The sequence below is a fragment of the Niabella sp. CPT15-335-S11 genome (assembly GCF_058792415.1).
In genome coordinates, this window is record NZ_JBYTEI010000001.1 from 763,593 (window position 1) to 777,673 (window position 14,081).

9 protein-coding genes are annotated in these 14,081 nt (G+C 44.8%); 7 read left to right on the top strand and 2 right to left on the bottom strand.

The genetic code is table 11. The features are described from left to right. The first annotated feature begins 4 nt into the window (after positions 1 to 4). From AC3WS5_RS03125 to AC3WS5_RS03150, 6 genes are all read left to right on the top strand, one after another. Positions 5 to 3,364 (top strand): SusC/RagA family TonB-linked outer membrane protein, encoded by a 3,360-nt coding sequence (locus AC3WS5_RS03125; RefSeq protein ID WP_492465744.1) that lies wholly within the window; start codon positions 5 to 7, stop codon positions 3,362 to 3,364. Between the two features lie 22 nt (positions 3,365 to 3,386). Next, positions 3,387 to 5,024: a RagB/SusD family nutrient uptake outer membrane protein gene (locus AC3WS5_RS03130; protein WP_492465745.1), complete on the top strand. Its 1,638-nt coding sequence runs from the start codon at positions 3,387 to 3,389 to the stop codon at positions 5,022 to 5,024. 18 nt (positions 5,025 to 5,042) lie between these two features. Beyond that, entirely contained in the window at positions 5,043 to 6,185 is a 1,143-nt protein-coding gene (locus AC3WS5_RS03135) for a SusE domain-containing protein (protein WP_492465746.1), read from the top strand. 67 nt (positions 6,186 to 6,252) lie between these two features. Continuing rightward, entirely contained in the window at positions 6,253 to 7,401 is a 1,149-nt protein-coding gene (locus AC3WS5_RS03140) for a glycoside hydrolase family 76 protein (RefSeq protein ID WP_492465747.1), read from the top strand. A gap of 257 nt (positions 7,402 to 7,658) precedes the next feature. Then, a complete protein-coding gene (locus AC3WS5_RS03145; RefSeq protein ID WP_492465748.1) occupies positions 7,659 to 9,599 on the top strand; it encodes a glycoside hydrolase family 172 protein in 1,941 nt (646 codons plus the stop codon). A 115-nt stretch (positions 9,600 to 9,714) separates the two neighbouring features. After that, a complete protein-coding gene (locus tag AC3WS5_RS03150; protein WP_492465749.1) occupies positions 9,715 to 10,734 on the top strand; it encodes a LacI family DNA-binding transcriptional regulator in 1,020 nt (339 codons plus the stop codon). Positions 10,735 to 10,934: 200 nt separating this feature from the next. On the opposite strand, the gene uxuA is transcribed toward AC3WS5_RS03150, so the two are convergent. After that, positions 10,935 to 12,116: a mannonate dehydratase gene (gene uxuA / locus AC3WS5_RS03155; protein WP_492465750.1), complete on the bottom strand. Its 1,182-nt coding sequence runs from the start codon at positions 12,114 to 12,116 to the stop codon at positions 10,935 to 10,937. Positions 12,117 to 12,366: 250 nt separating this feature from the next. Next, positions 12,367 to 13,479 (bottom strand): endo-1,4-beta-xylanase, encoded by a 1,113-nt coding sequence (locus AC3WS5_RS03160; protein WP_492465751.1) that lies wholly within the window; start codon positions 13,477 to 13,479, stop codon positions 12,367 to 12,369. A 297-nt stretch (positions 13,480 to 13,776) separates the two neighbouring features. Between AC3WS5_RS03160 and AC3WS5_RS03165 the strand changes: the two genes are divergently transcribed. Next, the gene (locus AC3WS5_RS03165; RefSeq protein WP_492465752.1) at positions 13,777 to 14,010 is read left to right on the top strand and encodes a hypothetical protein; all 234 of its coding nucleotides are present in this window, start codon (positions 13,777 to 13,779) and stop codon (positions 14,008 to 14,010) included. Positions 14,011 to 14,081 lie beyond the last annotated feature (71 nt).

Consider the following 14,081-nt stretch of genomic DNA (forward strand, 5'->3'; position numbering starts at 1 on the left):
TATAATGAGAATAAGCATTACACAGATCGTTCTGACTATGGCCTTTGCGCTCAGCCTCAATGCAACAGTTGCAAAAAGTCAGGGAATACTGGATAAAACGTTTAGCATCAACGTTGAGAATACAACATTGAGCAGCGTTTTCAGGCAAGTGGAAAACCAGACCGGCGTTAAGTTTGTCTACAGCCCCAACACGATCAATGCCTCACGAAGAATAAACTACGTTGCCAATAACCAACGCGTCGCCGAATTTTTGAATGAGGGCATCAAAAATTATAATATCACCTACCGGGTTATTGACGGTCAGGTAGTCTTATACGCCGGCCAGGCGCCCGAACCCTCATCGAGAATGTTAAAGGCTGCGAACAGACTCACAAGGATTATAACCGGACGGGTGACCAACGAAAAGAACGAACCTTTACAGGGGGTAACCGTAGCAGAAAAAGGCACGAGGAACGCTGTTGCTACCAATGAGACAGGGAATTATTCTATTAATGTTGGAGATGATGCAACATTGGAGTTTACTTATGTCGGATACCTGGCGCGCGAAGTCCCGGTAGAATCCGGCAGCGTAATTAATATCGTGCTCAGCAACGTCGTACAGGATCTTAACGAAGTGGTAGTGGTTGGTTATGGTACCCAAAGGCGCGGGTCGGTTACCGGTGCGGTAGAAGCGGTAACCAGCAAGGCTCTTGAGGGAAGGCCTATCATAAATATGGCCACCGCCTTGCAGGGAACTGCAGCCAACCTCATTGTCCAACAAACGAATTTTGAGCCCGGACAGGGGCAGAGTATAAATATCAGGGGTATAAGTACGCTGGGCGATAATTCGCCGTTGGTGGTTATTGATGGTATTCCCGGTGGAAATTTAAATCTGGTCAATCCAACCGACGTAGAGAGTATTTCTGTTTTGAAAGATGCGGGTAGTGTTGCCATCTACGGCTCCCGCTCTGCAAATGGGGTCATTCTTATTACAACCAAAAAAGGTCGCAAAAACGAAAAGCCCACGGTGACTTATAATGGCATTTACGGTTTGCAGAAACCGAGGATAACGTATAAGCAGGTTGATGCCTGGGAAAATGCTTACTATAAAAATTTGTCCCTTGTCAACTCTGGATTGGCCCCGGCATACACCCCCGAAGATATTCTCCGGTTCAAAGAAAAGGGTAATGGGGATTGGACGATAGAAAATATCCTACACGATGCGCCTCAGCAAAGCCATAACATCTCAGTCAGAGGTGGGGGCGAAAGTAATACCTATATGATCTCATTTGGTTTAATGGATCAGCGCAGCAATTTTGTGGGCCCGAATTATGGATACAGAAGATACAATACCCGCATCAATCAAAGTACTGATATCGGCAAACTGAAACTGACGACTATTTTAGCGTATACAAAAGTTGATAATAAAGACCACTCTTCAAATACAGGCAACCTGATCGTTGACGCTGGCCGGGTACCTCTTTATTATAACTACCAGGACAGCCTCGGTAGATATTTGACCAACGCTGTTTCAGCCGAACTGAACCCGCTGGGCATCTTGCGTAACGGCGGATACAGAAAATATGATGATGATGAAGTGTTTGGTAGCCTCACTGCAGAATTCCAGGTTTATAAAGATCTGAAAATACGGGGCGTTGCCGGTGGGAACGTTAATGCCAACAAAAGTTATGAAGTTCAAAACCCAATTCGTTTTTATCCGTCCGGTGGTGCAGGGTTAGACAGCAGGGTCAGCGACCGCAATTTCAAAAGCTTTTTCAGCAACCTTCAGTTGATGCTTGATTATCTTAAAAAATTCGGAAAAAGTGAACTGAATTTGCTTTTCGGCGGCGCCAACGAATCTTATCATGGCGAAACAAGCCAGATCGTTAAAAGGTATACTGACCCCGACCTTCATGTTCCCGTTGATGGAACAAAAATCGATGAAGGGGCCTCGTTCAACACCGTTAACGGTACTAACGAAACCAGCCTCAATTCAATCTTAGGGCGGGCGGCTTATAATTTTGACAATAAATACTTTGCCCAGTTCGATTTCCGTAATGATGGATCTTCGAAATTTCCAGCCGACAAACGCTGGGGTTTCTTTCCGTCAGGTTCTTTAGGTTGGAGGATTTCACAAGAAAGTTTTTTTGAACCGATTAAAGACGTGGTGAATGAAATGAAGCTTCGGGCTTCGTATGGTGTGCTCGGCAACCAGAATGTTGGCGCTTATCAATATATGACAACGTTCTTTTCCTACGTTAATTCATATGCATTTAATAATAAAGCCGTTGCTGGTTCTGGCTTCAGCTTCGGTAATCCCGGCCTCACTTGGGAGAAAGCTGCAACAGCAAATATTGGTTTGGATGTAACGCTATTTAAAAGACTGAGCCTTAATCTTGATTATTTTGATAAGACAACAAGTGATATTTTGATTAGGCGGGAAGATGTGCCGCTCATTTTTGGTGCAACCTTCCCGGATTACAATTTTGCGAAAGTAAGAAACAGGGGTTGGGAGGTAAAAGCAACCTATAATATCCCCGGCAGAATCGTACAACATTCTTTCAATTTGAATCTTGCGGACAATCTTAACGAGCTGGTTTCCTTGAATGCAGGCATAAGCCAATATTCTCCCTACAATAAAGAAGAGTTTAAATTGTTGAGAAGAGTAGGTCAGCCAATCACCGTTTATTACGGTTACAAAACGGATGGCTTCTTCCAAAACTTAGACCAGGTAAATGACGTAAAGGGTTATCCCAGGTTTGCTAATTCTGTCGTTGGCCCCGGCGATCTGAAGTTTGTCGACCGGAATGGCGATGGTGTGATAACCGAAGACGACATGTATATCCTGGGTAATCCTTTCCCGCGATATACTTACGGATTGACTTATAACATGACCTGGAACGGAGTGGACCTTCAGGTCTTCATTCAGGGCGTAGGCAAACGTTCTCAGATGATCAGGGGTGAGCAGGTAGAGCCGTTCCACTTTGGTTATGGTGGAACGATGTACACGCATCAGACCGATTTCTGGACGCCCACGAATCCCAACGCGAGATGGCCAAGGTTGGCCGAGGCCGGCTCTGCGGCTAACACCAATAATTTCAGGCATGGCTCAGATATTTATCTTTTCAACGCAGCTTATGCCAGGTTGAAAAACGTTCAGATAGGCTACAACATTCCTCAGTCGGTTACAGAAAGGATCCGGATGAAGAAAGCACGGTTTTATCTGACCGGCCAGAATTTAATCACGTTATCCAAACTAGATTTCCTGGATCCGGAAATGAGCGAGTTCAATGGGAACCTCAATCCTAACAGCTCGGGGGCCAATAGTGCCAGGGCCTATTTCATGCCCAGGTTCTATGGCTTCGGTTTGGATATTACGTTTTAATTAATTTGAAATACAACGCAAAATGATCAGCAAATTTTATATAAAATATCCGGTGCTTATCCTGTTCATGCTCAGCATCGTGGCCGGGTGCAAAAAATTGGATCTGGCACCCCGCGACAGGTATTCGGATTTGACATACTGGAATACTTCTGCCAATGTAAACCTGGCACTGACCAATATTTATCATTGGCTGTACACCAGCAATTATGTTCTAATGGATGACGGACTTTCTGACAACGCTTATCGTCGCGGCGATGATGTTACCCTGATAGCGAGCGGTAATTTCACGCCGGATCTTGGCCGGTTCAGGGGCGAGTGGGGTTATTATTTTAGCGGATTAAAAGCCTGCAACCTTTTTTTGGGGAATATTGATAAAAACCAGACTCTTGACGGGGCTATTAAAGACAGGATGAAAGCTGAGGTACGTTTTATCCGCGCCTGGTTTCATTTTCAACTGACAAAAAGGTGGGGCGATGTACCGATCGTGGACAGGGAGCTATCGGTAGAAGAAGCTAAATCGATTCATCGTTCGCCGAAAGCAGATGTTGTAAAGTTTGTACTCGGTGAACTGGACGCCGCGGCCGCGGCATTACCAAAAAAAGAGGGTTACGCAGAAGCCGACCTGGGCCGGATTACCAAAGGCGCTGCACTTGCATTAAAAGCGCGGGTACTGCTGTACGAAGGCAACCGCATGGCGGAAGTAGCTACTGTTTGCGAACAACTGATGAACCAACAGGCGACCAACGGCGCATATTCGCTGGAAAGTAATTATTCAGACCTGTTTAGCAATGCAACAGTCAATAAAAAAACGAACGAATCTATTTTGTCGTTGCAGTTTGCACCGGTCGACAGAACCTGGGGAGAGTATTTTGATATGGCGCCGATTTCTGAGGGAGCCAGAACAAATGGTCTGGCCCCAACGCAGGAGCTGGTGAATAGTTATATTATGACAAATGGTAAAGCCATCAACGAAGCTGGTTCGGGATATGATGAGAACAATCCGTACATAAACCGTGATCCCCGTTTGACGGCAACGATCGTTTATAACGGATATCGATGGCAACGGCCAAACGGAACTACGACCACTATTTATATCAAACCTGGTTCTACTCCCGCGGGCGAGCCAACTTCAAACGAGTATAAAAATGATGGGCAAAGCAGCCAAACAGGGTATTATTGGCGTAAATACTGGGATCCCAAATTTACAGCACCGGGTATTAGTTCGGGACTGAACCTTCACCTGATAAGGTATGCTGAAGTCTTACTGATGTACGCTGAGGCAAAGGAAGCGCTGGGGCAGTTTACAGAGGCAGTTTGGAATCAAACGATCAAACCTCTCCGCCAGCGCGCGGGCTTTACTGATGCAGACGCTTTAAATTTTCCGGACCCCGCAAACATCAGAAATATTATTCGGAATGAACGGCGCGTGGAATTTGCTTTGGAAGGTTTGCGAATTGATGATATCCGAAGGTGGAAAATTGCTGAAACGGTACTGAGTGGCTGGGCTCATGGCGCAAAATACGGGGACCCGACCATCGACAATGGTTACATACGAGTACAGCTCCGAACATTCAATGCATCCAAACATTATTTGTGGCCCGTTCCGCCATCAGAAATTGAGCTGAATAAAAATTTATTGCCTCAAAATCCAAATTATTAATCTGTAAATCTTAAAATAATGAAATCTTATACATATTATTTAACGCTGCTTTCGGGTTTAATGCTGTTTTGGTTCACTTCCTGCGAGAAAAATGAAAAAATGAACCTCAACCTGAACCCGGTCAAAAATCTTACGGCGCCCACCAAAGGCCAGGCATACGATCTGGAGGCTTCTGCTTCAAATGAATATAAGTTCTCCTGGCAGACAACCCAGGCAGAGGATGGGGGCCTTGTATTGTACGAAGTGCTTTTTGATAAACAGGGTGGTGATTTTTCCAAGCCTTTATTTACCGTCGTATCTGACGGAAGAGGCGTTCAAAATAATTTGACGCTTACGAAAGCGCAGTTAGATGCGATTGCTGCTTTGGCTGGCGCAGTGCCGTTGAACAGCGCCAGTTTAATCTGGACAGTAAGAGCTTCCAAAGGCTGGAATGCTGTAAACGCCACTGATAACGGGTCGATTACTATAAAAAGAATGTTACCAATGCCAACGGAACTATCGGTAACAGGTTCGGGAACTGAAGCTGGCAGCAACAAAATTAAAATGACAAAATTGGCTGAGGGTGTTTTTGAGGTTTTTGTAAAAGTTAAGGCAGGTGATATGGCATTCGCTTCACAGGACAACACCCAATTCGGATTACAATTAAGCGGAACAAAGTGGAATCTTGTAGGAGGTGCGGTGCCAACGGGTTTGAGTGGTGCGCTGGAAAAAGTACTTTGGGTGAAAGTTGATTTTGGTGCAAAAAGCGGCTCGGTCGCGGAGGTTAAAAATATGTCGCTTTTTTATCCAAACGAAAACAAAACAATATTCGAACTCCCTTATGTTGGCAATGGAATCTGGAGGAAGAACGGGCAGGCAGATTTCCTGTCTCCTGCCGGATGGACATCACGTGAAGAAAGATATAAATATGTGATGCTGATTAATGATGGTACAAGTGACCGCCAGTATTGGATAAATTCGTTTATGGGCGATCCGGGAGGCCAGGATGGCGCTTACCCCAGTTCGTTGGATTACAGGTCTATTGATCTGACACGTAACAGAGGCAGCTGGGACTATGGCTGGAAGATTGATCGGAATTATATTACAGCCGGTGCCGTTGCAGATTATTGGGTACAAATGAATGCCACCGAGAAGTATAATCAAAATTATAAGAAACCTTAAAATTAATAAATGCCGGCTCGCTGGCCGGCATTTATTGCATAAATTACATGAACAAACTTTGTGAAAAATGAAAAAGTGTCAGCGTTTTTTTGTTGTGGTTTTGCTGTTTTCTTTAGCATCCTGTTTGAAGTCGAAAGATGATACGCCGTCTAAACGCGATCCGCCCAAACCATCGCCGTACCAAACTGTTTTTGAATGGAATAAGATTGCTGATTCCGCTCAGTCTTCTCTACCGTTGTTTTACAACTCCGGGGGGAAATTTTATCTGGCGAATAATAACAGCACTGGCTGGGTGCAATACTGGCCAACAGCCCATACATTAGATGTGCTCGTTGATGGTTATTTGCGCACCGGTTCTTCTGGTTATAAAACAAAAATGGATGATCTCCTGGACGGGATGTACGCGAAAAACGGAAATACCTGGATCAATCATTATTATGATGATATGGAATGGATGGGATTGGCAAGTTTACGGGCGTTTCAGGCTACAAATGATACGCGTTATAAAAACGTTGCGGATATTGTTTGGGCGGATATTAAGAACGGGTGGTCCTCAGATTTGGGTGGCGGTATCTGGTGGAACAAAGACAGAGGTTCTAAAAATGCCTGCTCAAATGGTCCCGCGGCTATTCTTGGCGCCAGGGTTTATAAACAATTTGGTACTGCGGCCGATCTGGACATGGCAAAAAACATCTATGCGTGGGAGAAGGGCAAACTTTTTAACAGTACTGTTGGTTCGGTTTATGACAACATCAGTAAAGATGGAACTGTCCAAACGAATCCCGGCTGGATCTTTACCTACAACCAGGGTACTTTTCTTGGGGCTGCGTATGAATTATACAAGGTCACCAACGATGTAAATTATTTGAATGACGCCGTTAAAGCGGCAGATTATACGATCGGGAGCCTTGTAGCAACCGGCATACTTAAAAGCGAGGGCGGTGGAGACGGAGGACTTTTTAAAGGAGTATTTGTTCGCTATCTCACGCTATTGATCATCGATGGCGGCCTTCCGGCGGATAAAAAAACGTCATATGTAGACTTTCTGAAAAAGAATGCCGAAACGATGTGGGCGAAAGGAACCAACAAGCAATATCCTTTATTTAACGCGTCATGGGATACGCCGCCAACCAATCAGACAGACCTGACAACGCAATTGAGCGGGATGATGCTGATCGAAGCGACTGCTTTGCTGAAAAAAAATAACCTGTTTTAATCGGGCATTAGCCTGGTTTTAATGTTTGAGACTCCGGCGCTGAACTTTCGCAGGAGTTTTTTTTGTTTAAAAAGGATTTGGTAGAATAAAAAACTATGCTATTTTTGCTTAAACGAATAAGCGTCATTCTGATCTCAACTTCTTATTACCTTAATGCTGTTCGTACAACACTTCAGTAACAAATTTCAGAATACCGTAAGTTGCGGATTCATATACCATAGAACTGAAACAATATTTGCTGATTATATACTAGGATAATGGATATAAAAAAAATCTTTTTTGCAGGTGTAATTTTACTGGCGGGTATTACGGGTTGGGGCCAGCAGATTATCAATACAGAGACAGAGCTGAAAAAGCTTTCGGACATTGCATTGTTGCCCCGCTATTTTGAAGGGACCTTTGTAAGGCAGGAATCCTCCTATGACCGCACGGGCGGAAATGATGATGGTTTTAGTGGTAAATATTCCTTCCTTCGTAAGAATGAAGGTGGCGGTCTGGTGATCTTCGATGCTAAAGGGCAGGGCGTGATCGAAAGGATCTGGACGCCCACGCCAACGGATGATACACTTGATTTTTATTTTGACGGGAAGAGTAAACCGGGTCTCTCCATCAAGTTTCGTGATTTGTTTAACGGAACTGTTGCCCCTTTTATTAAACCTCTTGTTGACGCCTACCTGGTGGGTGGGTATTACAGCTACGTCCCCATTCCCTATTCAAACGGTTGCAAAATCGTTTTCAGGGGTAAGAAGATCATGTTTCATCAGATACAATATAGGGAGTACGATAAGCGCTATCGCGTGCAAACGTTCAATCCGGTATTTTCTGCATCAGAAACAAAAATCTTGAAGGATGTGGCGGCGCTGTGGAAAAATAATGACAGAACCGTGTTCAATTTTTATAAGGAGGCAAAGAAAATTGAGACAACAAACCCACTACAGCCAGGCCAGTCAAAAACGATTGCAGATTTGAAACAGGGCGGCAGAATTTCAGGCATAGAGATCATGCCATCGGCTATTTTCGAAGGCGAGTATAAACAGTTGGATCTTAAAATTACCTGGGATAACGCGGCTGAGCCGGCAGTGTACGTTCCTCTTGCTGATTTTTTTGGATATTCATTTGGGGAGCGTGCAATGGAAAGCTTGTATCTTGGGGCTACTGAATCCAAATTATACAGTTATATACCCATGCCGTTTGACAAGGCTGCAAAAATTGAGATCGTATATCGTGCTAACGCTCAGATAAAAGATCAGCAGCCGGCGAATATCCGCGCTATTGTTTATTATTCCAATGTCAAACGAAATGCCATTTCCGAAGGAAAGTTTTATGCATTTTGGAAAAATAACTCACCCGATATCGGCAAACCTTATGTTTTTCTCGATGGTAAAGGCAAGGGTCATTATATCGGTACGATTCTGAATGTGCAGGCGTTAACGTATACTGATTTTACCGAGTTTTTTGAAGGTGATGATTCTACCGTAATAGACGGTATCAACAACCTGCATGGCACAGGCAGCGAAGATTATTTTAACGGCGGCTGGTACGCACAGCCCGGGGGCTGGACAGAAAGAGGTGGTGCGCCTCTCAGCGGCTGCTTAAGTTATTCCATACCCCTTAGCAGAACCGGGGGTTACAGGTTTTATATTACAGATAAACTTCCTTTTTATAAAAGCATTTATCACAGCATGGAGCATGGGCCGGTAAACAATAATCGGCCTGTTCAAAATGTGTCGGTGGCAATGTATTATGCAGAAGCGCCGGTAGAACAAAACGCAGCGCCGGTAAACGGACTCACGAAAAATCCAATACCGCCGGAGTTTACTTTTTACACCAACTTTTTAAAGCATTTGACTTATAACGGAGACATTCAGTTTCGCAACGGTAACGCGGTTATTAATGGGGCGGGTGACGCGTCTGTGGCCATTAATGTAAATGAATTGCCCGGAGGCCGGTATAAAGTGTACCTATATAAAATAATATCTGACGTGAATACTTTCGACGTGCGCATTTCAGATTCAAAACGGATTCAGGACTGGCGAACTGTAAAATTGACCGCTGATAACAGACGCGAAGACGTTTACCTGGGTGAAGTTGAACTTAATAAAATTGATATTCCTCAAATGCCGGTGAATATTTTGTTTCGCTCGAAAACATCAAATCCAAATATAGAATTTGGCCGGATAAAATTTGTAAAGCAATAATTTTCATAGACATTGAAGTTAATATGATGGCTTGCAGCCACCGGATGGTGGTTTTTATCTAGAAAAGAAATAAACTTAATTATCTTCGATACCGTAAATTTCGGAGTAGAGAACTATGGCCAAAAAGGTATTACTGAAAGATATTGCTAAAGAAGTGGGTGTATCAACGGCGCTCGTGTCTTATGTGCTAAATGGAAAAGCAAAAGAGCAAAGAGTGGGAGATGAAATGGCCAGGAGAATTAAGAAAGTAGCCAAAAAATTAAAATATCAACCTAACCTTATTGCGCGAGGTCTTAAATCCGGCCGCACCAAAACGCTTGGTCTGATTGTGGCGGACATATCCAATCCATTTTTTGCCATGCTGGCGCGAATCATTGAAAACGAAGCAGCGGGACGGGGCTATACCGTAATCATAGGCAGCAGCGATGAAAAAATAGATAAATCAAAGAAACTGATCGATACATTTCTTAACCGGCAGGTTGATGGTTTGATTATTACGCCGGTTGAAGGTTCAAGCACACAATTGAAACTGCTGAATAGAATGGATATGCCATATGTTTTGATTGACAGATCTTTTAGTTCGGATGATTCAAATGCTGTGGTCATTGATAATAAAGGCGCTTCGTACGAAGCGGTAAACCTTTTAATAAAGAACGGATATAAGCGGATAGGAATGATCGCTTATAATTCTGCTCTCACGCATATGCAAAATCGCATCGCGGGTTATAAGAGCGCGCTGTCAGATAACAATATCCCGCTGATCGAAAAACATATCTACAGGGTGACGCACGAAAACTTACGGGAAGATGTTCCTCATATATTAAATGAACTTTTAATGGGTAGGAAGCGTCAGGTGGACGCCTTGTTTTTTGCTACGAACTCCATATCTGTTGCAGCTCTGAAATATTTAAACACTTTGCGTATCAGAGTCCCAGGAGAGCTGGGAGTGGTTTGTTTCGATGAGAATGAGGCGTATGACTTTTTTTATTCACCGGTGACTTATGTCAAGCAGGACATGCAGGGCATTGGCGAAAATGCCATCAGGTTACTTACGGATTTTATCGAGGGAAAAGAAGTTCGCTCTCCGACGCTGATAATTCCGGCCACGGTTGTACAGCGTGCGAGCTCGGGATAATGATTTGCTGACCATGTTCATGGTGTGCTAGGCATGCTGCGAAAGGTCCTAATTCCAACGAATGTAGGAACGATTAAGCGTTGTCTGCCATAAGCTCAAATATAAAATGCCCTGACCTGTGGAACCCACAACAGTTTAAGTAATACATATCAAGACTATCTAATATTTAAACCTAATGTCTAATATCTAAAGTCTAATGTCTACTGTCTAGCGCCTCTCCTGAGTCTCAAAACCGTTTGCTCGACACCCCGGATCTCGGCAAGCGCTTTTAACCGGCCAATATAAGAGTAACCTGGGTACATGGTCCGGTCCATGGCAGAGATTAGGTGTCCATGATCGGGGCGCATGGGTATGCTTCGTTGCTCGTTTTCCTGGATACGGCTTATCTCCCCGATCAACGCTATCAGATCCGCGCTGCCTTCCAAATGGTTGGCTTCATGAAAATTCTTGTTGCCTTCTCTTTGAACACTTCTAAGGTGGAGGAAATGAATGCGGTTGCTATGTGTTTTTAGAATCTGAAGGAGATCATTGTCTTCCCCGGCGCCCAGCGAGCCGGTACATAAACACAAACCGGAGGAGCGAACCGGTATCGTCTCCAGGAGTTTCTGTATATGCGCGGTAGTGCTCATGATCCGTGGCAGGCCAAAGACTGGAAAGGGGGGGTCATCGGGATGAATAGCCAGTTTCAGGTTCAGGCTTTCCGCGACGGGAGCGATTTCCTCCAGGAACCGAAACAGGTGGTCCTGTAGCTGTTCTTCAGAAATATTGTTGTAACCCGCTAACAACTTCAGTACCTCGTCACTGGAAAAGGTACCGGTTGAGCCCGGTAGGCCCATCAGACAGGACTCCGACAACTTTTCTATTTGTTTTTCACTGAGCAGTGAAAAATACTTTTCTGCTTTTTCCAGGTCATCAGAGGAATAATCTTTTTCTGCGCCCGGTCTTTTCAGAATAAAAAGATCAAAACACACATAGGCAATCCATTCAAAGCGCAGCCCTTTTGCACCACTTTCCATGGGGTAGGAAACATCGGTCCGCACCCAATCCAGCGCTGGCATAAAGTTATAGGCAATCACCTCCAGGCCGGCATCGGCGAGATTTTGTAAACTGATCTTATAATGATCGATATATTCCCGAAAAGGACCACTTCTCCTTTTGATGTCTTCGTGCACCGGCAGACTCTCCACCACCTTCCAGGTTAGTCCAGCTTTTTCAATATCCGATTTTCTGCGAAGGATCTCTTCCCTGGTCCAGACATCCCCAACCGGAATCTGGTGAAGCGCGGTAACCACCGATTGGGCACCGGCCTGCCTGATATCGCTGAGGCTGATCTCGTCCTGTTCGCCAAACCAACGCATGCTGTAATTCATCTTATAAACCATCTTATTTCGCTTGTTTAGTTACAATAATTGAATGCAAATATGAGGAATTACGCCCAATTTGGCGCGGGCTCACTTAGAGGCAGCATAGACAGCTAAGTTGCGGGCCTTTATAACGGTGCATTTCATTATCGTAGACCGGGAATTTTATCAGGGTTGATTCGCGGCCAGATCACCCCGGCTGTACCGATCTTTTGAAGGACAGAGAGTGTTTGTGAATGACGACTCAAAACGTATTATTAAAATTTGATATTTAGTCATTTAAAGTGATTACTCCCTGGTAGGCCGGTTTTGCTTCTCCCTTCCTGTCGAAGAGTAACGGATAATTGGTCCGGCCCTTCACGGGCCAGTTGTTCAGCCATGACTGCCCGTCATAAACGCCCCAGAAGGTAACGCGGCTAATGTTTGCTTTATGTTTTAAGAAAATCCTGAACAAGGTCTCATAGTCGCTTTTCAGTTGTTCCTGAATCGCCTGCGGCAGGCCGTTTGGATAGGGGTTCAGTTTAGGGTCGGGGGCAAAATGCTGACTGACCTCAGCGCCGGACATCCTTTCGGGCCTGGGTAGTACATTGATGTCCAACTCGGTTATTGCTATCTTGATGCCAAGTGCTGCGTATTCAAGTATGCTTTGTTCAATGTCTTTGAAAGGGACCTGTCCAAGGCGCCAGTGCCCCTGGATGCCCACGCCATCTATTCTTGCGCCTGATGCCTGGATATTTTTGATCAGCTCAATGGCTCCCTTTCTTTTCGCGGGATGTTCAATATTATAATCGTTATAATATAATAAGGTGTTTGATGCGGCTTTTTCTGCAAGCCTGAATGCCTCGACGAGGTAAGCGGGTCCAAGCTTTTCCAGGAAGATCGATTTGCGGAGGCTCCCGTCTTCGTTCAGGGCTTCGTTGACCACATCCCAGCTATTCACTTTTCCTGCATAGCGGCCGGCGACCGTGCGGATGTGCTCCTGCATGAAGAGTCTAAGCGAATCGGCTGACTGGATCCGTTGTGCAAATGGGGATAGCTGGCTATGCCAGATCAGGGTATGACCCACGATAAACATATGATGTATTTGGCCATATGTAACGAAATCATCTGCCGGTTTGAAATTGTAGCGATCCCAAGTGGGATGAATCTCTGCGCTTTTCATCACATTTTCAGGAGTGATGGAGTTAAACTGTCTGGGGATGAGTTTTGCTGCAACCGCATCTTTTCCATCAACCTGGACCGCACTGATAGCGGCACCGATCAGAAAGTCATTTTTGAACTTGTCTTTTAAATCCGCGAAGGCCCGGTTGGTTTTTTGGCCACCCGCACAACCGCCCACCAGCAAAGCAGAGGCAGCTATCAGGAGAAAGGATAACTTTTTCATATGCTAAAGTTTTTGGTTTAAAGATGCAATCGCTTGCATGAAATTGAGGAATATTTCCTGATCAGCCAAAACAAAATTTTTGAATTGAAAGGATGAAAAACGGAAGGCAATGATTAATTTCTATCATTTCGTTTGCCGGGGCCAACCTAAGCTGGCCATTGTGATTGGAAATCTAAGCCCGCCCCCCATATTCTTCAAGAAGTAAAAAACAATTCGAGCAATCGGTTGCACCTTTGTTTCTATAATCGATATTCATTATTGTGAAAATGTGCCAATGAGGATACGCATATCGCGGGTATGGACAGTTTTGCCAGGGCATTGCTGGTGGCGGCAGCGGTCTGGGAGCAATCCGAATACCGGTCGCTGCGATCAAAGCGCTATGCGAGCTTTGATACAGGTGAGGGGCAGGCTTTTGAGGAAGGCAGGCTGACGCTGGAAGATCTTCGTCAGTATGCCATCGATCACGGTGAGCCGGAAACGATCAGCGGCAGACAGGAGTACATGGAGAATATCATCAACCGGTATATCTGAGCCCTACAGCTCAGTATTTGGGGTGAAAAGTTTTTTCTTTGCCGGGGCTGACCTACTTTTATCAGCAAATA